The 20,162-nt window shown below is 71.6% G+C and carries 22 protein-coding genes; 8 read left to right on the top strand and 14 right to left on the bottom strand.

Annotated features, from left to right (window positions below; genetic code table 11):
- Positions 1 to 147: 147 nt before the first annotated feature.
- The 3 genes from ACGF4F_RS08930 to ACGF4F_RS08920 form a co-directional block, all read right to left on the bottom strand.
- Positions 148 to 1,563, bottom strand: a complete 1,416-nt coding sequence (locus ACGF4F_RS08930) for a PhoH family protein (RefSeq protein WP_357437747.1) — start codon at positions 1,561 to 1,563, stop codon at positions 148 to 150.
- 344 nt (positions 1,564 to 1,907) lie between these two features.
- The gene (locus ACGF4F_RS08925) at positions 1,908 to 2,342 is read right to left on the bottom strand and encodes a hypothetical protein (protein WP_357437744.1); all 435 of its coding nucleotides are present in this window, start codon (positions 2,340 to 2,342) and stop codon (positions 1,908 to 1,910) included.
- Positions 2,343 to 2,433: 91 nt separating this feature from the next.
- Positions 2,434 to 2,775: a hypothetical protein gene (locus tag ACGF4F_RS08920; RefSeq protein WP_357437741.1), complete on the bottom strand. Its 342-nt coding sequence runs from the start codon at positions 2,773 to 2,775 to the stop codon at positions 2,434 to 2,436.
- 264 nt (positions 2,776 to 3,039) lie between these two features.
- Here ACGF4F_RS08920 and ACGF4F_RS08915 point away from each other — a divergent pair, with 264 nt between their 5' ends.
- The 3 genes from ACGF4F_RS08915 to otsB all read left to right on the top strand — a co-directional run bounded on the left by ACGF4F_RS08915 (position 3,040) and on the right by otsB (position 4,888).
- Positions 3,040 to 3,480 carry an XRE family transcriptional regulator gene (locus ACGF4F_RS08915; RefSeq protein WP_357437738.1) on the top strand — a complete coding sequence of 147 codons (441 nt, stop codon included), beginning with the start codon at positions 3,040 to 3,042 and terminating at the stop codon, positions 3,478 to 3,480.
- Positions 3,481 to 3,642: 162 nt separating this feature from the next.
- A complete protein-coding gene (locus ACGF4F_RS08910; RefSeq protein WP_357437736.1) occupies positions 3,643 to 3,996 on the top strand; it encodes a hypothetical protein in 354 nt (117 codons plus the stop codon).
- 67 nt (positions 3,997 to 4,063) lie between these two features.
- Entirely contained in the window at positions 4,064 to 4,888 is an 825-nt protein-coding gene (otsB, locus tag ACGF4F_RS08905) for a trehalose-phosphatase (protein WP_357437733.1), read from the top strand.
- A gap of 38 nt (positions 4,889 to 4,926) precedes the next feature.
- On the opposite strand, the gene ACGF4F_RS08900 is transcribed toward otsB, so the two are convergent.
- The 4 genes from ACGF4F_RS08900 to ACGF4F_RS08885 all read right to left on the bottom strand — a co-directional run bounded on the left by ACGF4F_RS08900 (position 4,927) and on the right by ACGF4F_RS08885 (position 9,697).
- On the bottom strand, positions 4,927 to 5,697 hold the full coding sequence (locus tag ACGF4F_RS08900) for an isoprenyl transferase (RefSeq protein ID WP_357437730.1): 771 nt from the start codon (positions 5,695 to 5,697) through the stop codon (positions 4,927 to 4,929).
- A gap of 83 nt (positions 5,698 to 5,780) precedes the next feature.
- Positions 5,781 to 6,929 (bottom strand): geranylgeranyl reductase family protein, encoded by a 1,149-nt coding sequence (locus tag ACGF4F_RS08895; protein ID WP_357437726.1) that lies wholly within the window; start codon positions 6,927 to 6,929, stop codon positions 5,781 to 5,783.
- A 40-nt stretch (positions 6,930 to 6,969) separates the two neighbouring features.
- Entirely contained in the window at positions 6,970 to 7,815 is an 846-nt protein-coding gene (locus ACGF4F_RS08890; protein WP_393075991.1) for a hypothetical protein, read from the bottom strand.
- 37 nt (positions 7,816 to 7,852) lie between these two features.
- Positions 7,853 to 9,697 carry a phosphoenolpyruvate carboxykinase (GTP) gene (locus ACGF4F_RS08885; protein WP_357437721.1) on the bottom strand — a complete coding sequence of 615 codons (1,845 nt, stop codon included), beginning with the start codon at positions 9,695 to 9,697 and terminating at the stop codon, positions 7,853 to 7,855.
- A 493-nt stretch (positions 9,698 to 10,190) separates the two neighbouring features.
- On the opposite strand from ACGF4F_RS08885, the gene ACGF4F_RS08880 reads away from it, so the two are divergent.
- A complete protein-coding gene (locus ACGF4F_RS08880) occupies positions 10,191 to 10,727 on the top strand; it encodes a GtrA family protein (protein WP_073836814.1) in 537 nt (178 codons plus the stop codon).
- Positions 10,728 to 10,790: 63 nt separating this feature from the next.
- Positions 10,791 to 11,510, top strand: a complete 720-nt coding sequence (locus ACGF4F_RS08875; protein WP_357437715.1) for a GtrA family protein — start codon at positions 10,791 to 10,793, stop codon at positions 11,508 to 11,510.
- A 94-nt stretch (positions 11,511 to 11,604) separates the two neighbouring features.
- Here ACGF4F_RS08875 and ACGF4F_RS08870 read toward each other — a convergent pair whose 3' ends face one another.
- Together ACGF4F_RS08870 and ACGF4F_RS08865 are read right to left on the bottom strand one after the other, a co-directional pair.
- Positions 11,605 to 12,177, bottom strand: a complete 573-nt coding sequence (locus ACGF4F_RS08870) for a PH domain-containing protein (RefSeq protein WP_357437712.1) — start codon at positions 12,175 to 12,177, stop codon at positions 11,605 to 11,607.
- A gap of 128 nt (positions 12,178 to 12,305) precedes the next feature.
- Complete coding sequence (locus ACGF4F_RS08865; RefSeq protein WP_357437709.1) at positions 12,306 to 13,181, bottom strand: biotin--[acetyl-CoA-carboxylase] ligase; 876 nt, start codon at positions 13,179 to 13,181, stop codon at positions 12,306 to 12,308.
- A 97-nt stretch (positions 13,182 to 13,278) separates the two neighbouring features.
- On the opposite strand from ACGF4F_RS08865, the gene ACGF4F_RS08860 reads away from it, so the two are divergent.
- The gene (locus ACGF4F_RS08860; RefSeq protein WP_357437705.1) at positions 13,279 to 14,862 is read left to right on the top strand and encodes an acyl-CoA carboxylase subunit beta; all 1,584 of its coding nucleotides are present in this window, start codon (positions 13,279 to 13,281) and stop codon (positions 14,860 to 14,862) included.
- A gap of 88 nt (positions 14,863 to 14,950) precedes the next feature.
- Here the strand turns inward: ACGF4F_RS08860 and ACGF4F_RS08855 are convergent, their stop codons facing one another.
- The 4 genes from ACGF4F_RS08855 to ACGF4F_RS08840 all read right to left on the bottom strand — a co-directional run bounded on the left by ACGF4F_RS08855 (position 14,951) and on the right by ACGF4F_RS08840 (position 18,285).
- Positions 14,951 to 15,889: a hypothetical protein gene (locus ACGF4F_RS08855; protein WP_393075986.1), complete on the bottom strand. Its 939-nt coding sequence runs from the start codon at positions 15,887 to 15,889 to the stop codon at positions 14,951 to 14,953.
- Positions 15,882 to 16,382 (bottom strand): SigE family RNA polymerase sigma factor, encoded by a 501-nt coding sequence (locus ACGF4F_RS08850; protein ID WP_357437699.1) that lies wholly within the window; start codon positions 16,380 to 16,382, stop codon positions 15,882 to 15,884. The genes ACGF4F_RS08855 and ACGF4F_RS08850 overlap by 8 nt, the downstream gene beginning before the upstream one ends.
- Before the next feature lie 63 nt (positions 16,383 to 16,445).
- The gene (locus tag ACGF4F_RS08845; protein ID WP_357437697.1) at positions 16,446 to 17,429 is read right to left on the bottom strand and encodes a 2-dehydropantoate 2-reductase N-terminal domain-containing protein; all 984 of its coding nucleotides are present in this window, start codon (positions 17,427 to 17,429) and stop codon (positions 16,446 to 16,448) included.
- 112 nt (positions 17,430 to 17,541) lie between these two features.
- Positions 17,542 to 18,285 (bottom strand): M50 family metallopeptidase, encoded by a 744-nt coding sequence (locus tag ACGF4F_RS08840; protein ID WP_393075983.1) that lies wholly within the window; start codon positions 18,283 to 18,285, stop codon positions 17,542 to 17,544.
- Between the two features lie 168 nt (positions 18,286 to 18,453).
- Here ACGF4F_RS08840 and ACGF4F_RS08835 point away from each other — a divergent pair, with 168 nt between their 5' ends.
- Both ACGF4F_RS08835 and ACGF4F_RS08830 read left to right on the top strand, forming a co-directional pair.
- On the top strand, positions 18,454 to 18,945 hold the full coding sequence (locus tag ACGF4F_RS08835) for a Uma2 family endonuclease (RefSeq protein WP_393076110.1): 492 nt from the start codon (positions 18,454 to 18,456) through the stop codon (positions 18,943 to 18,945).
- Positions 18,946 to 19,069: 124 nt separating this feature from the next.
- On the top strand, positions 19,070 to 19,822 hold the full coding sequence (locus tag ACGF4F_RS08830) for a GH25 family lysozyme (RefSeq protein WP_357437692.1): 753 nt from the start codon (positions 19,070 to 19,072) through the stop codon (positions 19,820 to 19,822).
- Between the two features lie 88 nt (positions 19,823 to 19,910).
- Here ACGF4F_RS08830 and ACGF4F_RS08825 read toward each other — a convergent pair whose 3' ends face one another.
- Complete coding sequence (locus tag ACGF4F_RS08825; RefSeq protein WP_357437690.1) at positions 19,911 to 20,141, bottom strand: hypothetical protein; 231 nt, start codon at positions 20,139 to 20,141, stop codon at positions 19,911 to 19,913.
- Positions 20,142 to 20,162: the final 21 nt, after the last annotated feature.

Here is a 20,162-nt window from a genome sequence, read left to right as displayed (position 1 = left end):
CGATGCTCGACGATCTTCCTGGTGCGTGAGCGCTCGTTGGACACCATTGCGCACGGTGAGGCTGATGGGAAATGAAGCCGGCCAATTGTGACCTGCACCACATTGTGAAGGCCATCAAACAGGGACAAAGATGCCGGCTGATCGGCCTCAGAGCGGGATGTCCTCCAACAGATCGGTGACCATCGCGGCGATTGGAGAACGCTCCGAACGGCTGAGGGTGACGTGTGCGAAGAGGGGATGACCCTTCAACGCCTCGATCACCGCGGTCACCCCGTCATGCCGGCCCACCCGGAGGTTGTCCCGCTGGGCCACGTCGTGAGTGAGCACCACCCGAGACCCCTGACCGATCCGGGACAGCACGGTGAGCAGCACGCCCCGCTCCAGCGACTGCGCCTCGTCCACGATGACGAAAGCGTCATGCAGGCTGCGACCACGGATGTGGGTCAGCGGCAGCACCTCCAGCAAACCCCGCGAGGTGACCTCCTCAAGCACGTTCTCGTGCACCACCGCGCCGAGCGTGTCGAAGACCGCCTGCGCCCAGGGCGACATCTTCTCCGACTCCGAGCCGGGCAGATATCCGAGCTCCTGGCCGCCGACCGCGTAGAGCGGACGGAAGACGATCACCTTCTTGTGCCGGCGGCGCTCCATCACCGCCTCCAGGCCGGCGCAGAGCGCCAGCGCGGACTTGCCGGTGCCGGCCCGGCCACCCAGCGAGACGATGCCGATCGACTCGTCCAGCAGCAGGTCGAGCGCGATCCGCTGCTCCGCCGAGCGGCCGTGCACGCCGAACGCCTCCCGGTCGCCGCGGACCAGCCGGACAGTCTTGTCGGGCAGCACTCGGCCGAGCGCCGAGCCGCGCGTCGAGTGCAGCACCAGCCCGGTGTGGCAGGGCAGATCGCCGGCCGCGTCGACGTCCAGCGTCTCCCCCGCGTACAGCCGGGCGATCTCCTCCTCGGCCAGGTCCAGCTCAGCCATCCCGGTCCAGGTCGGGTCGCTGGCCTGGCCGTGCCGGTACTCGTCGGCCCGCAGCCCGACCGAGGCCGCCTTCACCCGCAGCGGCATGTCCTTGCTGACCAGGGTAACCTCCCGCCCCTCGGCGGCGAGGTTGAGCGCCACGGAGAGGATCCGGGCATCGTTCGACTCGTTCCGGAAGCCGGGCGGCAGCACTCCGTCGTCGGTGTGGTTCAGCTCCACCCGGAGGGTGCCGCCCTGGTCGTTGGCGGGCACCGGCCGGTCCAGCCGGCCGTGCTGCACCCGCAACTCGTCCAGCATGCGCAGCGACCGGCGGGCGAACCAGCCCAGCTCGGGGTGGTGCCGCTTGCCCTCCAACTCGGAGATGACCACCAGCGGCAGCACCACCTCGTGCTCGGCGAAGCGGTGGAACGCCGCGGGATCGGAGAGGAGGACCGAGGTGTCCAGGACGAAGGCCGGACCGGCTGGTCGGGGCTCCTCGGTGCCGGCCGGCGCGGCTGCCGCCGCACGGCGGCTGCGGGTGGTCCGGCGGGTGGTGGCAGTCGCGGCCGGGGTCTGGTCGGCACCGGCGGGGGTACGGCGAGTCGTCACAGGCCTGCTCCGCGGATGGGCACCCGGCCACCCGTGTTCCGCCTCGTCCGGTGCCCGGTGGACACGGGGTCGGATGCGGGCCCCGTGCGCGAGGTCGCAGGTCCGGGCTCTCCGGCTGGCCCGGGAAAACCCCGCGCCATGCTTAGACGCTAATGGCACCTGAGCCCGTCGGCTAGTGGTGCGGATGGATCTCACCTGACCGGGAGATGAACGGCGCACGGCGGAACCGGCCGGGATGCATGCCCCCTGCGCGCATCCCGGCCGGCGGAGCCACCGTCACCGGTCTGACGTGGCCCCGACGGTGCGCGTCCGCCGCGGACGACACACCGTGCTCTGGGGCGGGCTCAGCCCTGCCGGCGGACGAGGGTCCCGGTCGGCCGCCCGCCGGCGACGGAGGCGCTGAACGAGGACCCGGTGTACGTGGTGCCCTGCCGGGTGGCGAGCCCGCCGAGCTGGGCGGTCGCGGTGGCCCGAAGGGCCGGGCCGGAGGTCGCCCGCGCGGTGACCGCGGCGGGGGCGACCGTGCCGGCGAACGGGGCCGCGGCGCGGGTGGCCGGGGCGGTCACCGACGCCGGCGCCGGACCGGCCAGTGCCGGGGCGATCGCGGCCTGCGCGTCGCGGCGCCGCCGGTGCCAGGCGCCCCGGTCGCCGTCGAAGTATCCCTGCCGGTAGCCGAACCGGTAGCCGATCCGGTAGCTGAGCTGGCCGTGCAGCCGACCCGCCGCGTAGCAGGTCGACCCGAGCACGAGTACGAGCACGACGGCGAGGAACGGGCTCATCCGGTCGCTCCCGAAGAGGTCGGGTCGACAACTCGGGGCGCGGCGCCAGACGCGTCGAGTGGGAGTTGCCGCTCCAGGTCGGCCCGCCGGGTCATCGCTCCTCCGGCTCGACCTCGGGGTCGACGACCAGCAGCCGTTCCAGGTCGGCGGTGCTGACCTCCTCGACCAGCTCGACGCTGATCCGGCAGCCGTCCAGGATCACCTCGGCCACCGACGAGCGCCGGATCTCCCCGCCGGCGTCGTAGACCCGGACGCTCAACTCCGGACAGCCGAGGTGGATCCGCCAGGCGTTCCACTCGTCCCGGTCACCGACACTGAGCGAGAGGTACCGGCAGCCCCGGGCGAGGTAGAGGCGCCACGGCGCGCTCAGCCCGGCGGCCACGCCGTCCGCGATCAGGCCGAAGGCCTGGGCACGGGTCGCGAGCTCGGTCACGACACCCCCTCGTCACCCGCGGAGTGACGCATGTGAGCACTAATCGTCTCAGGCACGTGACACACCGTAAGTTGTCTCATGAGCGTGACAGTATCAGCTTTTCGTCTGTTTACCGCCGTCCTGGGGTCCTTCTATTCTGCCCGGGTGACACCCCTCAGGAGCAGCACTGGATCGTTTACCGGAAATCCGAGAACCTCGTCACGTCAGCGTGACAGCAGCGCGCCGGGACGCGCCCGCGAGGCCGACGGGTCGTACCGTCACGGAGTGACCGAGACCGCCAACGCCCGGAAGATCGCCTTCGCCACCTTCGTCCGCCGCGCGCTGGACGACGCGCGGGCCATGCGGGCCTGGAGCGGCACCGAGGTCTCCCGGCGCACCGGGGTCTCCCGGCAGACCATCAACCGGTGGGTACGCGGGGACTGGGCCAGCGACCCCGAGGCGGAACGGGTGGTCGCCTTCTGCGAGGGCCTGGGCCTCAACCCGGCAGCCGCCTTCACCGCCCTGGGCTGGGACCGCGCCACCACCCCGCGCGCCGCCGCCACCCCGCCGCCGATGGACCCCGACGTCGAGGCACTGCTCCGCCGACTGGTCGACCCGAACGTGTCGGACGCGGAGAAATTCCATATTCGAGAAACGATTCGCTACCTCGCTTATCGGCCAACTCTCCCCGTCAATCTCCGAAATAGCGGTAAACAAGCCGGGTAGTTCCTCAGATGGCGAAAGAACCGAAGGTCAGACCCGTTCGTTTCGCTCCGGGGACGGAACGGGCACGCTAGCGTCCCTATTCGTACTGCTGGGGCTCGTCGTCGGCGGGGGGACGGGACAAGGCCGAACCCAGCCCTGCGGGACAGAAGGAGGGGTCTGTCCATGACCCTGAAATGGTTGGCAGTCGTGGTCGCGGTGGTGTCGGTGACATCGTGCGTGACCGGCAACGTGGTGGTGGGCGTACTGAACGGCGGGGAGCTTCCCCTGATCGTCAACCTCTTCGCGCTCACCACGGCCGGCACCGCGGTGGTCCTCGCCGTCCTCGCCGAGCTGCACGACCGGCTCAACGACCGGGTCAGCGCGCTGACCGAGTTCCTGGTGGCGCGGCTCAACGAGATCGAGGCGCACACCGGCGACCGGAACACCGGCTTCGTGGAGGGCTACCTGCTGAGCCACGGCCCGGAGGCGGCCGTGGTGCCGTTCGGGCGCCGGGGACGGGGAGCCGCCGAACGCTGATCCACGTCGCCCGAACGTCACGTCTCGGCCACGAATATGCCGCCGTGACCGGGGTACGCTGTCGCGCGTGCCGCCGTTGAACCTGGGCAACCAGCAGCCGAAGACCCCGTTGGACGTGGAGCACGCCTGGCGGGCCACCGCCACCCGTGCCGGCGACGTGGTGTTCTTCTTCGACTTCGACGGCACCCTGGCGCCGGTCGACGACGACCCCACCGCCGTGCGGCCCGCGCCGAAGGTGCTCGCCGCCCTGGAGGCGCTCGCCCCGCACGTACGCCGGATCGCCATCGTCTCCGCGCGCCCGGTGGAGTTCCTCCGCGACCAGCTCGGCGGCCTCGACGGCATCGACCTCTACGGGCTCTACGGGCTGGAGCACAGCCACTCCGGCGGGGAGACCGTGACCGAGCCGGCCGCCCTGCCCTGGGTGCCGACCATGGCGGAACTGGCCGAGCAGGCGCGCGCGGAACTGCCGCCCGGCGCCCTCGTGGAGTTCAAGCGGCTCTCGGTCGCCCTGCACTGGCGCACCGCCCCGCAGCTCGGCGACCTGGTCCAGGAATGGGGCCGGGCCCGGGCCGAGCGACTGGGCCTGCGCTGCCAGGCCGGACGCATGGTGCTGGAGCTGAAGCCCCCGGTCGACCGGGACAAGGGCATGGTCATCGGTGAGGTGGTCCGGGACACCGCCGGCGCCTGGTACTTCGGTGACGACGTCTCCGACCTCAAGGCGTTCGCCGCGCTGCGCGCCCGCGCCGCCGCCGACCCGGACTTCATCGGCGTCTGCGTGGCCGTCGCCAACCCGGAGACCGGGCACGAGGTCGCCGACGCCGCCGACCTCACCCTGGAGTCGCCCGCCGTCCTCGCCGACTTCCTCAGCACGGCCCTGTCCCGGCTGCGCTGACCGCGCCACGGGCCGGTGGCCGGGCGATCGAGCCGCGATCAGACGCCGTAGCGGCGCTGGCGGGTGGCGTACGAGCGCAGGGCCCGAAGGAAGTCGACCCGACGGAAGTCGGGCCAGTTGAGCTCGCAGAAGTAGAACTCCGAGTGGGCCGACTGCCAGAGCATGAAGCCGGACAGACGCTGCTCACCGCTGGTCCGGATGATCAGATCCGGGTCCGGCAGGCCCTTGGTGTAGAGGTGCTCGGAGATCAGGTCGACGTCGATCGAGCCGGCCAGCTCCTCGATGGTCCCGCCGTTGGCCGCGTGCTCCAGCAGCAGCGAGCGGACCGCGTCCGCGATCTCGCGCCGCCCGCCGTACCCGACCGCGATGTTGACCTGCGCCCCGCCGCTGCGGTCCCGGGTGCGCTCCGCGGCGGCCTTGAGCGCGGCGGCGTGGTGCGCGGGCAGCACGTCGAGGGCGCCCACCATGCGCAGCCGCCAGGGGTTGCCCTCCTCGGCCAGCTCGGTGGTGAGATCCTCGATGATCTGGAGCAGCGGATCCAGCTCGGCGGCCGGTCGGGAGAGATTGTCGGTGGAGAGCAGCCAGAGGGTCACGTGCCCGACGCCGGCCGCGTCGCACCAGCGCAGCAGCTCCTTGATCCGCTCCGCGCCCATCCGGTGGCCGTCGTTCGGATCGACGAAGCCCATCTCCCGGGCCCATCTGCGGTTGCCGTCGCACATCACGCCGACGTGCCGGGGCACCGGCTTGCCCGCGAGCCTCGCCGTCAGCCGGCGCTCGTACACGGAGTAGAGGAGTTTCCGCAGAGTCATCACCTTGCAGGGTAGCGACCCAGGTTGAAGATCAGTGTCGCGGTGGCTGGTCTCGCGACGGCTTCAGGTCGCGGCGCGGCGCTTTAGACGCGCCGAGCTGAAGTCGTCGTACGGGTGAGACCGATGCCGATCATGGCCAGGGTGCGGGCGTCGAGACGTCCGTCACCCAGTCCCAGCTCCACCACGGTCCGGTAGACCCGGCCGTCCCGCCGGGCCGCGCCGACCGCCGCGTCCACCACCTGGCGCCGTCGGGCCAGCCAGGCCGCCACCGAGCTGTGCCGCAGGTGCGTGCCGAGCCGCCCGCGGAGGGCGTCGGCGTACCGGCGGGCCGCCTGCGCCGGGCTGCCGGCCGCCGCCGCGCCGGCCAGCGCGCCGGAGCGCAGCGCGTAGAAGATGCCCTCGCCGGTGAACGGATTGATCAGCGAGAGCGCGTCGCCGGCCAGCACCACCCGACCCCGCCCCGGCGCCGGCCGGTGCGTGGAGAGCGGCAGGTGATGGGCCCGCAACTCGGTGACCGTGGCCGGGTCGGTGCCGGGCAGCAGGGCGGCCAGGCGGTCCAGCAGGTGCGTCCGGGTCAACGGCTCGCCGCGCAGCACCTCGCCGTACCCGATGTTCGCCCGGCCGTCGCCGATCGGAAAGGACCAGGCGTACGCCGGCCAGCGCGGGGCCGAGGTGACGATGAGCTGCTCGGGCGGCCCGGGCAGCGCCGGGGCGTAGCCGCGGATGGCGAGCGCGAGGTGGCGGTCCGGGTTCACCGGGTGGCCGAGCGCCCGGCGGAGCACCGAGCCGGCGCCGTCCGCCCCCACCACGGCCCGCCCGGCCAACTCGCCGTCGAGCACCACCCGGTCGGCGCGCAGGTCGACCCGGCGTACGGCGTGCCGGCGCAGCTCCGCCCCGGCCGCGACCGCCGCGGCCACCAGCCGCGCGTCGAACACCGCCCGGGGCACCGTGTACGCGGGCCGGGGCAGCTCCCGCGCCACCGTGCCGCCGCCCGGGCCGACGAGACGTAGCACGGGCAGCGGGGCGTACCCGTCGACCGCCCCGGTCACGCCCAGCTCGGCGAGGACGTCCAGCGCGTGCGCCGCGATGCCGTCGCCGCACGCCTTGTCGCGGGGGAAGTCGTAACGGTCCAGCAGCAGCACCCGGGCGGCCCCGGCCCGCCGCGCGGAGAGCGCCGCGGCCGACCCCGCTGGCCCCGCCCCCACCACGATCACGTCCCACTCCGCACCCACCCACCCATCCTCCCCCCGCCGGGACCCCCGTCGGCGTTGATCAAGAACTTTGCGTCGCGCGGTGGAGGGAGTAGAGGGCCAGGGCGGCGGCGGCCAGGAGGGGGGCGCCGTCGCGGACGAGGCCGTCCAGGCCGAGGAGCCACCAGCAGAGCGGCAGGTCGACGGCGAGCGTGCCGAGGGTGATCGCGACCAGCAGCTTCCGGGCCCAGCTCCGGCCGCGCAGCAGGAACGCGATGCAGAAGAGCACCAGGTAGCTGACCGCGATGCCGGCCGCGAACCAGAACAGCACCGCGGGTACGGAGCTGAGCCGGCCGTCCAGGATGGACCCGCCCGCGACCAGCGCCGGGACCAGCACCAGCGGGCTGTACGTGAACGCGGCGGCCCGGGCGGTGAGCAGCCACCCGGTCACCGCCGGACGCTTCGGCGCGACCTCCCGCCAGGAGAGCCGGCCCCCGGAGATGACCAGGCCCTTGCGGTGCCGGACCAGGTGGCCGCCGACCACGTCCGACCGGTAGAGCAGCCCGACCACCGCCACGCAGAGGCCGGTGAGCAGCCCGAAGCCGAGCAGGCCGGGCAGCGGCGGCACCCCCACCCGGGGGACGACCAGCCGCCCCACCGCGAAGACCGTGGTCACCGCGAGGATCAGCCCCAGCGGCTTCGCCACGGCACGGCCCCGGTTCACGTGCCCGATCAGCACCAGGAAACCCAGCGAGCGGAGCATCGCCCAGCCGGTCCGTACGGCGAGCCCGAACTCCTGCCCCGGGGCGTACCACCAGTTGAGCAGCTCGACCACGACGGTGGCCGCCGCCGTGACGCCGAGCAGCAGGGTCAGCGCCCGGACGGCGGACGGCCGCCGGACCTCGATGGTCTCGGCGGCCGTCCTCATGGCATCCGATGTTGCCCGGTGCGGGCAACCGGCACACCTATCGCTGCGGCTGCTCCGCGTCGAGCCGGGCGCGCAGCGCGTCCAGTTCGGCCCAGAGGACACCGGGGAGCTTGTCCCCGAACTTCTCGAACCACTCGGTGACCAGCGGCAGCTCGTTGCGCCACTCCTCCGGGTCGACCTTCATGGCGATCCGGACGTCCTCCGGGGTCATGTCCAGACCCTCGACGTCGAGCGCGTCCAGGGCCGGGACCATGCCGATCGGGGTCTCGACCGCCTCGGCGCGGCCCTCGATCCGCTCGATGATCCACTTGAGCACCCGGGAGTTCTCGCCGAAGCCCGGCCAGAGGAAGTTGCCCTCCGGGTCCTTGCGGAACCAGTTGACGTAGTAGATCTTGGGCAGCTTCGCCTCGTCGCCGTCGACGCCCTTGCCCATCTCGATCCAGTGCCGGAAGTAGTCACCGGCGTTGTAGCCGATGAACGGCAGCATGGCCATCGGGTCGCGGCGGACCACACCGACCGCGCCGGAGGCCGCCGCGGTGGTCTCCGAGGAGAGCGTGGCGCCCATGTAGACACCGTGCACCCAGTCGCGGGCCTCGGTGACCAGCGGGACGGTGTCCCGGCGCCGGCCGCCGAACAGGATGGCGTCGATCGGCACCCCGTTCGGGTCGTAGTAGTCCTCGGCCAGGATCGGACACTGCGCGATCGGGGTGCAGAACCGGCTGTTGGCGTGCGAGGAGAGCTCACCGCTCTCCGGCGTCCAGTCGTTGCCCTTCCAGTCGATCAGGTGCGCCGGCGGCTCACCCATGCCCTCCCACCAGATGTCGCCGTCGTCGGTGAGGGCCACGTTGGTGAAGACCGAGTTGCCGCGGTCCAGCGTCCGCATCGCGTTGGCGTTGGTCTTCCAGTCGGTGCCGGGCGCGACGCCGAAGAGGCCAAACTCCGGGTTGATCGCGTAGAGGCGGCCGTCCGGGCCGAACCGCATCCAGGCGATGTCGTCGCCGATGGTCTCGACCTTCCAGCCCGGGATGGTCGGCTCCAGCATGGCGAGGTTGGTCTTGCCGCACGCCGACGGGAACGCACCGGCGACGTGGTAGACCCGCCCCTCCGGCGAGGTGATCTTGAGGATCAGCATGTGCTCGGCGAGCCAGCCCTCGTCCCGGCCCATCACGCTGGCGATCCGCAGCGAGTAGCACTTCTTGCCGAGCAGCGAGTTGCCGCCGTAGCCGGAGCCGAAGGACCAGATCTCCCGGGTCTCCGGGAAGTGCGAGATGTACTTCGTGTCGTTGCACGGCCACGGCACGTCCTGCTGGCCGGGGGCGAGCGGGGCGCCGATGGAGTGCAGCGCGTGCACGAAGTCGGCGTCGTCGCCCATCGCCTCCAGGACCTTGGCGCCCATCCGCGTCATGATCCGCATCGAGGCGACCACGTACCCGCTGTCGGTGATCTCGACGCCGAACATGGGGTTCTTCGCCTCGACCGGACCCATCACGAACGGGATGATGTACATCGTCCGGCCGCGCATCGAACCGCGGTAAAGCTCGGTCATGGTGCGCTTCATCTCGGACGGCGCCATCCAGTTGTTGGTGGGGCCGGCGTCCGCCTCGTCAACCGAGCAGATGAAGGTGCGCTCCTCGACCCGCGCGACGTCCGTCGGGTCCGTCCGCGCGTAGAACGAGTTGGGCTTCTTCTCGGGGTTCAGCCGGATCAGGGTGCCGTTCTCGACGAGTTCGTCGGTGAGGCGGCGCCACTCCTCATCGGACCCGTCCACCCAGACCACCCGATCGGGCGTGGTCAGTTCCGCGACCTCACGTACCCAGGCAAGCAGTTTGGGGTGGGACGTCGGGGCCTGATCGATACCCCGAACAGTAGCCGGAGCAACCATGTCACATCTCCTTGTGGTCGACGCTGACCGATGTATTGGATGCACGAGTTCTGGCGCGCTGGCGCGTCGCCTTCGTGGAAACCTGGGATTGGCCTCAGCGTAAACCGGCCTGCGTCGCGAGTCAGTGGGACTTGTTGTGAAGAACTGCACAAGGTACGGCCACGCTGCGGCATCGCGATCTGATACCCGCTTTCGCGCGCAGTTTCACGCAAATCTTGTGAAGAACCTTCGCCGGACGTCGGCGGAGCGACCCGTCGCGGCCTTCCACCCCACCAACCGTGACTTCCGTGATCCCGTCCACAATTCGGCGACAGCCAGTTACGCTCCGTTCACAAAGGCGGGAACGGGCGGGGAGGCGGGGCGGCGTGACCACAACGTCCCGCAGGCGGACCTCCCGGCCCTTGGCGGCACGCCTGACCCGGGTGCCGCCCGCTCGCCGTTGCTACCCCGTCCAGGTACGCCCAACCGGTACTCTCGGCGGGTGGCCGCGACGATGACCGGAGACCAGCCGGGGGCTCCGCAGACCCGTCGAGGTCTGCTCGGGGCACTGATCGACCGTTTCGGTCACCTCGTCCGTGAGCTGAGCAAATTCGCCACGGTGGGCGGGCTCGCCTTCCTCGTCGACTTCGCGCTCTTCAACTACCTGGCCAGCGTCCAGCACGAGCCGCCGGTGATGGCGAAGACCATCTCCACCGTGGTGGCCGCGACCATGGCGTTCCTCGGTAACCGGTTCTGGACCTGGCGGCACCGCCAGCGCAACCACCCGGCCCGGGAGTACGCGCTGTTCTTCTTCTTCAACGGCGTCGGCCTCGGCATCGCCGTGGGCTGCCTCGCGATCAGTCGCTACGGGCTGGGTGCCCTCTGGCCCCACGTGTTCCAGACTCCACTGGCCGACAACATCGCCAGCTTCATCGTCGGCACCGGCCTCGGGACGCTGTTCCGATTCTGGTCGTACCGGCGGTTCGTTTTCGTGGAAGCGGGAACTCCTCCCGTTCCGGCAACGAGCCACGACCGAGAGTCAGGGGCGTGACCCAGCGCCCATCCCGTCCCGCCGGGCCGAGCCGGCCCTGCCCGCTGCCCTAAGGTGTTTCGCATGCCTGGAGTCCGTCTGCTGCCCGAGCGCTGGCGGAAGTTCATCCACGAGGCGCTCAAATTCGGCATCGTCGGCGGCATCAACACCGTCATCAATTACGCGGTGTTCAACGCGCTGGCACTCACGGTTTTCCGCGATGGCCAGCTCAAGGCGACGGTGGTGGCCACCATCGTCGCGACGATCACGTCGTATCTGATGAACCGGCACTGGACGTACCGGGATCGACCGAAGTCGGCCCTGCGCCGCGAATACGTCCTGTTCTTCCTGTTCAACGCCACCGGACTGCTCATCGAACTCGGCGTACTGGCGGCCGCGAAGTACGGCTTCGGCGTGACCAGCCTGCTCATGCTGAACATCGCGAAGACCGGCGGTGTCCTGCTCGCCACCATGTTCCGCTTCTGGTCGTACCGGACGTTCGTCTTCCAGCCGGCTCCGCAGCACGCGAAGGAGAACTGGCACAGCATCCCGCGCGACGAATGGGACAACGTGGGCGAGATGGACCCGGTGGCAGAGCTGGCCGAGTCGGTCAGCGAGCTGGAGGAGACCGAGCCCCGGCCGGCCCCGCGGGCTGCCCGGGCGGCCGACCACCGGCCGGACTACGCGCCGACCCAGAGCCGGCCCGCCGCGGCGGATGCCGGCCTCGGGCGGGTCCTCGGTGCCGACCTGGACGCCGAACTCGCCGCCGAACTCCAGCCCACCCCCCGCCGCCCCCGCCGCTGATCCGGCCGCGGGCACCGCGAGCAGAGTCGATCAAAAAGTTTGCGCCGGACCACCGATGGATCCGGCGCAAACTTCTTGGTCAACAGGGCGAGGGTCAGGCGGACGGGTCGCGGAGGGACTTGCCCTCGCGCATGTCGGCCAGGATCTCGCGCATCTCGCCGTCACCCAGGGAGTGCTTGTCGTGGTGGGCCTCGACCAGCTCGTAGAGCTTGGTCTGCACCTTGTCGACGTGCGGCACGTCAGCGAGCACCGACTGGCCGCGCTCACCAGCCGACTCGATGGTGAGGGTGCCGCAGCCGAGCAGCCGCTCCACGAAACGCTGGTGCATCGAGTGGTCGTTGATCCGGGTCAGCGGCAGGTCCCGCCGGTTACGGGAGAAAACCCCCTCCTGCAGCAGCACCCGCTCGTTGGTGAAAAGGTAGTGCGTGGTGCGCCAGAGCAGGAACGGCCACAGGCCCAGCCAGAGCACCAGCACCAGGCCGAGGGCGGCGATCACGTAGAGCGCGATCATGCCGCCGTCGCCCTCGGGCAGCAGGACCCAGCCCGCGACCACCGCCGCGATGGCGAGCACCAGCACCAGGACCGGCCGGATCAGGGCCTTCCAGTGCGGGTGCAGGTGCAGCACGACGTGCTCGTCCTCGGTGAGCACGTCTTCGGGGAACGCCACGGGAACCTCCTCGCAGAACAGGACGCGCTGACCGTAACCGGTCGACGCTCGTCCACGGGATCAGCCGCGCGGCGGGTGTTGGGAGGGGTCCCTTCCTATACCGGAGGCGGCAGCAAGGGCCCTTCCGCTCAGCGCACGTGCAGCACGTCGCCGGCGGCGAGGCGGAGCTCCCCGGCCGGGCCGTCGACCAGCAGTTGGCCGTCCGGGTCCACCCCGGTGGCGGTGCCGTGCACCTCCCGGCCGTCGGGGAGCAGCACCCGGACCTGGCGGCCGACCGTGGCGCAGCCGGCCAGGTAGGCATCCCGCAGGCCGCTGGCGACCGCGTCGCCGCCAGCCGCGCGCCAGCGGTCGTACCAGTCGGAGAGGGAGCGGAGCAGGGCGCGCAGCAGCGGGTCCCGGTCGGTGGCGGCGGCCCCGGCGAGCTGGAGCGAGGTGGCGGGCAGCCCGGTCGGGTTCTCCGGCAGCTCGTCGGCGCGCAGCGTCACGTTGAGCCCGATGCCCACCACGATCGCCGGCGGCTGGTCCGGCGCGTCGCCCGGCACCGCCTCGGCCAGCACGCCCGCGCACTTGGCGCCGTTGACGAGAAGGTCGTTGGGCCATTTCAGGCGGGCGTCCAGCTCGGCCAGCCGGGCCACCGCCTCGACCAGCGCGACCCCGGCAAGCAGCGGCAGCCAGCCGTACCGCAGGGATGGCACAGGCGACCAGTCGCGCTCCGGGACGGCCTCGCCAGGCCGGAGCAGGACGCTGGTCGCGATGCCGGCCCGCGGCGGCGACTGCCAGACCCGGCCGCGCCGGCCGCGGCCGGCGCTCTGCCGCTCCGCCACCACCACCAGCCCCTCCGGCTCGCCGGCCCGCGCGGCCTCGACCGCGTCGGCGTTGGTGGAGCCGGTCTCCGCGCGCAGCTCCAGCCGGCGCCACGGCCCGTGCGGGGCGACGAGCGCGCGCCGCAGCCGGGCCGCCGACAGCGGCGGGCGGTCCAGATTGGTGTACGGCGAGCTGGGCATCCCGCCAGCCTACGGCCCGCGCAGCGGGCGGTCGCCCGGAAGGCGGTGAGGCGCACTGCACAGCCGCGCCCACCTGAACCATCGTTATATTCCCTGGGTGACTACCGAGACCGGGATCAACATCCACACCACCGCCGGCAAGCTGGCGGACCTGGAACGCCGGGTCGACGAGGCGGTGCACGCCGGATCGGCGCGCGCGGTCGAGAAGCAGCACGCGCGGGGCAAGAAGACCGCCCGGGAGCGGATCGAGATGCTGCTCGACGAGGGCTCCTTCGTCGAGCTGGACGAGTTCGCCCGGCACCGCTCCACCAACTTCGGGCTGGAGAAGACCCGGCCGTACGGCGACGGTGTGGTGACCGGCTACGGCACCGTGGACGGCCGGCAGGTCTGCGTCTTCGCCCAGGACTTCACGGTCTTCGGCGGCTCCCTCGGCGAGGTCTTCGGCGAGAAGATCGTCAAGGTGATGGACCTGGCCATGAAGATCGGCTGCCCGGTCGTCGGGATCAACGACTCCGGCGGCGCGCGGATCCAGGAGGGCGTCGCCTCGCTCGGTCTCTACGGCGAGATCTTCTTCCGCAACGTCCGGGCCAGCGGCGTCATCCCGCAGATCTCCCTGATCATGGGCCCGTGCGCCGGCGGCGCGGTCTACTCGCCGGCAGTCACCGACTTCACCGTGATGGTCGACCAGACCTCCCACATGTTCATCACCGGGCCCGACGTGATCAAGACGGTCACCGGCGAAGACGTCGGGATGGAGGAGCTGGGCGGCGCCCGGACCCACAACGCCCGCAGCGGCAACGCGCACTACCTCGGCACCGACGAGGAGGACGCGATCGAGTACGTCAAGGCGCTGCTGTCGTACCTGCCGTCGAACAACCTGGACGAGCCGCCGGTCTTCGAGTCCCCGGCCGACCTCGACGTCACCGACTCCGACCGGGAGCTGGACACGCTGATCCCGGACTCGGCCAACCAGCCGTACGACATGCACCGGGTCCTCGAGCACGTCCTCGACGACGGCGAGTTCCTGGAGGTCCAGCCCCTCTACGCGCAGAACATCGTGGTCGGCTTCGGTCGGGTCGAGGGACGCCCGGTCGGCGTGGTCGCCAACCAGCCGATGCAGTTCGCCGGCACGCTGGACATCGCCGCGTCGGAGAAGGCCGCCCGGTTCGTGCGGACCTGCGACGCGTTCAACATCCCGGTACTGACCTTCGTGGACGTGCCCGGCTTCCTCCCCGGCACCGGGCAGGAGTGGGACGGCATCATCCGCCGCGGCGCAAAGCTCATCTACGCGTACGCCGAGGCCACCGTCCCGAAGGTCACCGTGATCACCCGCAAGGCGTACGGCGGCGCGTACGACGTCATGGGCTCCAAGCACCTCGGCGCCGACCTGAACTTCGCCTGGCCCACCGCGCAGATCGCGGTGATGGGCGCGCAGGGCGCGGTGAACATCCTCTACCGGCAGGACCTGGCGAAGGCCGACGACCCGGCGGCCGTCCGGGCCGAGAAGATCGCCGAGTACGAGGACACCCTGGCCAACCCGTACATCGCGGCAGAACGCGGGTACGTCGACAGCGTGATCCCGCCGCACGAGACCCGGACCCAGATCGTCCGGGCCCTGCGGGTGCTCCGGACCAAGCGCGAGACCCTGCCCCCCAAGAAGCACGGCAACATCCCGCTTTGACGCTCCGCCTGGTCCGCGACTTCGGGAAAGTCAGCTCCCACCCGCTTGGGCACGGGGTTTCCCCGGAGTCGCGCGGATCTTGAGGTGGTCAGCAGCGGGGGTTGGCGGCGGCGCACATCCGGTCCGCGGCGACCCCGGCCAGGCGGCGCAGCTCGGATTCGGCGCCGGCACCGCCAACCCTGATGACCGAGATCAGGTCGCCGACCCGGACGACTGCGGTGCTGTCGGGCTCGGACACCTCGCCCAGCGGCTTTCCGGTGTCCAGGTTCCGGGCCTGGGTCACCGTGTGCCGCAGCAGCACCGATTCGTCGCCGGCGAAGTTCCGGTCGACCTCCTCCCAGGAGTGCACGGCCTGCGCGCTGATCGTCTTTCCCTGCCACAGGATCGGACCGCTGGACCGCCACTGGCGGCAGGGCGCGAGCACCTCGGCCATCTCGGCGAAGATCCGTTGGGCCACGTCCGGCGCGACGCGGTAGACGTCCTGGTTGAGCAGGACGTCACTCGGTGGCTGCTCGGCCTCGCCCGGCCGGTTCCGCAGCAGGGTCAGCGAGCGGGAGTAGCGGGACGGCTCCCAGTCGGCCGGCTGCCCCTGCAGCTTGCGGCAGTACAGCAGCATCGCATCCAGCTGAACCCCCTCGCCGAGACCCGCCTCGGTCAACGGGGCCTCGGTCTTCGCCTTGACGTCGGTGGGTTGCAGCAGCACGTCCAGCGGGACCTCGGCGGCGGGCGAGGCCATCGGCGAACGCCGTGGTGGGGTCGGTTCGGGCTCTCCGGTCGCCGGTGGAGCGGACCACGGACCGGACGCGGGCGGCGGCCCGGCAACGATGGACGGCGGCTCGGCCGGGTCGGGGCGGGCCGCCACCACGACCGCGGCGGCCGAGGCGACCGTGAGCACGGCCAGGGCCGCCACCGCCGTACGCCGGCTGCGGCGCCGGGCCCGGGCCCGGATCTCGATCGGCTCGGGCCAGCGGACGTCCCCCAACTCGCGCTGCACCAGTTCGACGAATGCCAGGTCGTCGTCACGCATCGGCGGCCTCCTCCACATCCACGACGGCGAGCAGCCCGGCGAGCGCGGCGCGCCCCCGGGAGAGTCGCGCCTTCACCGTGCCGACCGGAGCCGCCGTCTCCCGGGCGACCTCGGCGACCGGCATGCCGAGCAGGTAGTAGAGCGCGATGGCCGTGCGCTGCTCCTCGGGCAGCTGACGCAGCGCGGCCACCACCTCGACGGTGTCGGCGCTGGGCGGCGCGACGCTCTCCTCCGCCCCGTGCCGCAGGTACGCCCGGGCGCGGCTGCGCAGGCTGCGCCACCGGCTCACCGCGATCCGGCTGGCCACCACCCGCACCCACGCCTCCGGGTCGTCGTACCCGCTCACCGTCGACCAGCGCTGCCAGGCCCGGATGTACGCCTCCTGCACGGCATCCTGGGCCTCGGCAAGGTTGCCGGTGAGCACGTAGACGAAGCCGAGCAGCCGTTGCCGGCTGCCGCGGTAGAACTCGTCGAACCCGTCGACGTCCGGCACGCTGCTACCTCCCCCGTGGCGGTCGCAGGTGAGACGCCTGGGATCGGCGGTGCGGTTGCCCGGTCAGCCGACCATTTTCTCCAGCTCGGTGAGCGGGAAGCCGCCGGCCGGGATGCGCTCGCGGGCGGCCCGGCGGACTGCGGCCTGGGCCGCCGCGTTCGCCGGGGTCGGCACGCCGTGCAGCCGGCCGAGCAGCACGATCTCCCCATTGAGCTGGTCGGCCTCGGCCGAGCCCGCGCCCCGGGCCAGGCTCTGCCAGGTGGAGCCGCCGGCCCGCTCCGCACCGTCGACGGGCCGGTGCCGCACCCGGTCGCCCCGCTCCGCGGCCTCCTCCGCCGGGGTGGTGTGCGCGATGCCGGCGGCGGCGAGCGTGGCCTCGCCCTCGGCGCGTACCCGGGCGGCGAGCGGCTCGGGGATGTCCGAGCCGAGCAGCGCCTGGAGGCCGTTGCCGAGGTTGCCGAGCAGCTTGCCGTACTTCCAGCGCATCACGTCGTCACGAACCGGCGCGACGAACCCGGCAGCGGCCAGGTCGGCGGCCACCGCCCGGCTGGTGTCGTCCGATCCGGACGGGTATCGGCCCAGGTGCAGCATCCCCGGGTGCGGGTGCCCGTTGGCGACCACCACACCTGGTTCCAGGTGGGTGGCGGGCAGCCAGACGCAGACCGGGTGCACCCGGGCGAAGAGGCGCAGGGCGGCCCGCTCGTTGGCGACGCCGTTCTGGGCGAGGACGATCGGCAGCCGTTCTCCCGCCGTGCCGCCGCCCTCGACCGGGGTGTCCACCCAGGTCGCCAGCGCCGCCTCGGTGTCCTGCGACTTGACCGTGAGCACCAGCACGGTGTCGGCCGGCAGCGGCCGATCGGCCGGCCCGGCCACGGCGGGCAGCCGGCTGGTCACCGTACCGTCCGGCGTCCGCAGGACCAGCCCCCGCTCCCGGATCGCGTCCAGGTGCGCGCCGCGGGCCACCAGCGTCACGTCGCGGCCGGCCTCGCCCAGCCGTACGCCGATGGTGCCGCCGACCGCGCCCGCTCCGATGATCACGTATCGCACGGTCTGATTCTGCCTCCCGGGTCACCCTGCCGTGGCGAGGTGGGCCAGCCAGCGCTGGCCGGTGTCCGCGCCGTCGACGTCCCGCCGTCGCGTGGCCAACGGCCCGGCGTCGCTACCGGGTGACGCCCGCGTCGGTGAGGATCGGACCGGCGAGCAGCAGCGCGCCGCCGACCAGGACGGCCAGGTTGACCAGGGCGAAGACCGTCACCCAGAACAGCGCCGGGAACGGGGTGAGCCGGGCGAGCTGGTCGGCGTCGGACTCGGGCATCCGCCCCCGGCTGCGCAGCCGTTGCAGCTCGACCACCGGTCGTACGCCGCCGAGGAGCAGGAACCAGACCGACGCCCAGGCGAAGGCCGCCTGCACCTGCGGCGACGCGTACCAGGACACCGCCAGCACCACTCCGCCGGTGGCCAGCAGCGACAGCACGCCGAAGACGTTGCGGATCATCACCAGCATGGCCAGCAGCAGCACCACCGCGACCCAGAGCAGCAGGGTGATCCGGTTGCCGGCGAGCAGCCACGCCCCGGCGAGGCCGACCAGCGACGGGGCGACGTACCCGGAGAGCAGGGTGAAGATCATGCCCGGCCCGGTGGGGCGGCCGGCGGAGAGGGTGAGGCCGGAGGTGTCCGAGTGCAGCCGGATGCCGCGCAGCTTCCGACCGGTCAGCAGCGCGGTCAGCGCGTGGCCGCCCTCGTGCGCGATGGTCACCGCGTTGCGGGCGATCCGCCAGGGCACCCGGGTGGCGACCACCGCCAGCGCGACGGCGGCGGTGACCAGCACGAGCAGGGGCGGCGGTTCGGGCTGCGCGCTCAACAGCTTGTCCCAGAGGGTGGTGAGGCCGTCGATGAGGGGCATGGGCGGGCAGCCTACCGGCCCGAGCTGTGCCGGTCGGCGGGCGCGGCCTCGTATCGTGTGAGACTGACCGGGTGGCGAACGGAACGGGAGGCGAACGCGGTGAGCGCGGCCCCCCTTGAGCCCTTTGACCAGCATGTCGGCCTCTGGACGGAGGCCGACTACTTCGCCATGGGCGAGAGCCGTAACCGGATCGAACTGCTCGACGGGAGCCTGATCGTAAGCCCTGCCCCGAGCAAGCGGCACCAGACCGTTTCGCGTCGCCTCGCCAACTCGGCTGAGTCGGCGGTCGCGCCGGACGGGCTGTTGGTCTTCGAGGCCGTGAATGTCCGGCTCAGGGCCGATCGGATCGTCATTCCGGACCTCGTCGTGGCGGACACCGACGACGAGGGCACGGTCGTCGAGGCAGGCGAGGTCAGGCTGGTCTGCGAGATCGTCTCGCCCGGGAACGCCGCCGCCGACCGCCTGGTCAAGATGCAGCTCTACGCCATCGCCCGGATTCCCTGGTACCTGCTCGTGGAGCAGGACGGCGAGAGCCACGCGCTGCGGCTGTACCGGCTCGACAACGGCCACTACGTGGAGGACCAGGTGGCCAAGGTTGGCGAGACGCTCGCGCTCACCGAGCCGTTCCGCTGGGCACTGGACCCTGCCACACTGCGCTGACCGGCCCTGACCGGCCAGCGAAGCGATGATGACCGTCAATGAAAATTTCTTTAAGTCCTCTTGCGATGCCAGGCACTTACCTCCAAGTATGGATATAAGTCAACGTCCATCTCTGGAGGGATCAATGGCTCGTAGCAGGCTCTCCGTACGCCGGTTGCTCGCCGCCGGCCTCACCGTCGCCGCCACCGCGATGGCGGCCCTCGTCGCCACCGCCGGACCGGCAACGGCCGCCACCACCCCCGGCATCGACGTCTCGAACTACCAAGGCAGCATCAACTGGACCAGTGTCCGGAACGCCGGCATCCAGTTCGCCTTCATCAAGGCCACCGAGGGCACCACCTACAAGGACCCGAGGTTCGGCGCCAACTACGTCGGCGCGTACAACGCGGGCGTGATCCGCGGGGCGTACCACTTCGCCCGGCCTAACATCTCCTCCGGGGCCACCCAGGCCAACTTCCTGGCCAGCAACGGCGGCGCCTGGTCGGCTGACAGCCGCACCCTGCCCGCCGCGCTCGACATGGAGGCCAACCCGTACAGCGGCGGCTACTGCTACGGCCTGAGCACCACTGGCATGCGCAACTGGATCCAGGACTTCCTCAACACCTACAAGTCCCGGACCAGCCGGTACGCGGTCATCTACACGACCACGAGCTGGTGGAACCAGTGCACCGGCAGCTGGACGGGACCGTGGGCCAACCACCCGCTCTGGCTGGCCCGCTGGGCGAGCACGCCCGGCACCCTGCCGGCCGGCGCCCCGTTCTGGAGCTTCTGGCAGTACACCAGCACCGGCAGCGTCTCCGGGATCAGCGGCAACGTGGACCGCAACTACTGGAACGGTGACCGGACCCGCCTGATCGCGCTGGCCAACAACACCTGACGGCCCTCACGAACAGGTCGGCGGCAGCGGGACCGGCTGTCACGTGACAGCCCGTCCGGCTGCCGCCGATGTCGTCTGTGGCGCCCGGTCAGGCCCGGCGTCGCGTGCCGGCCGGCACGGGAAGCACATCCCGCCCGGCCAGGGTGGTACGCCGGGCCAGCCGCCAGGTCACCACCCCCGCGACGACGAGAGCCACGACCGCGAGCACCGCGACCGGCGCGGCAAGGCCGGCGCTCACCAGCAGCAGGACGATGTCCCCGAGCGCGACCAGCATCCACAGTGCCAGCCGGGGCCCGGTGTCCCTGTGTCGGTAACCCATGTCGTACCTCCTTCCGTCGTC

Source organism: Micromonospora sp. NPDC047740 (genome assembly GCF_043204735.1).
Lineage (GTDB): Bacteria > Actinomycetota > Actinomycetes > Mycobacteriales > Micromonosporaceae > Micromonospora.
Note: the sequence above shows the minus strand (reverse complement) of the source record. Positions and strands in the feature narration are given on the sequence as shown.

Bases quoted from the DNA above. Each gene is read 5' to 3' on its own strand.
- ACGF4F_RS08830 (WP_357437692.1), top strand. From the start codon at position 19,070: ATGGCTCGTAGCAGGCTCTCCGTACGCCGGTTGCTCGCCGCCGGCCTC.
- ACGF4F_RS08865 (WP_357437709.1), bottom strand. From the start codon at position 13,181: ATGCCCAGCTCGCCGTACACCAATCTGGACCGCCCGCCGCTGTCGGCG.
- ACGF4F_RS08890 (WP_393075991.1), bottom strand. From the start codon at position 7,815: ATGAGGACGGCCGCCGAGACCATCGAGGTCCGGCGGCCGTCCGCCGTC.
- ACGF4F_RS08925 (WP_357437744.1), bottom strand. From the start codon at position 2,342: ATGAGCCCGTTCCTCGCCGTCGTGCTCGTACTCGTGCTCGGGTCGACC.
- ACGF4F_RS08855 (WP_393075986.1), bottom strand. From the start codon at position 15,889: ATGCGTGACGACGACCTGGCATTCGTCGAACTGGTGCAGCGCGAGTTG.
- ACGF4F_RS08825 (WP_357437690.1), bottom strand. From the start codon at position 20,141: ATGGGTTACCGACACAGGGACACCGGGCCCCGGCTGGCACTGTGGATG.
- ACGF4F_RS08875 (WP_357437715.1), top strand. From the start codon at position 10,791: ATGCCTGGAGTCCGTCTGCTGCCCGAGCGCTGGCGGAAGTTCATCCAC.
- ACGF4F_RS08840 (WP_393075983.1), bottom strand. From the start codon at position 18,285: ATGCCCCTCATCGACGGCCTCACCACCCTCTGGGACAAGCTGTTGAGC.
- ACGF4F_RS08835 (WP_393076110.1), top strand. From the start codon at position 18,454: ATGGGCGAGAGCCGTAACCGGATCGAACTGCTCGACGGGAGCCTGATC.
- ACGF4F_RS08885 (WP_357437721.1), bottom strand. From the start codon at position 9,697: ATGGTTGCTCCGGCTACTGTTCGGGGTATCGATCAGGCCCCGACGTCC.
- ACGF4F_RS08910 (WP_357437736.1), top strand. From the start codon at position 3,643: ATGACCCTGAAATGGTTGGCAGTCGTGGTCGCGGTGGTGTCGGTGACA.
- ACGF4F_RS08880 (WP_073836814.1), top strand. From the start codon at position 10,191: ATGACCGGAGACCAGCCGGGGGCTCCGCAGACCCGTCGAGGTCTGCTC.
- ACGF4F_RS08900 (WP_357437730.1), bottom strand. From the start codon at position 5,697: ATGACTCTGCGGAAACTCCTCTACTCCGTGTACGAGCGCCGGCTGACG.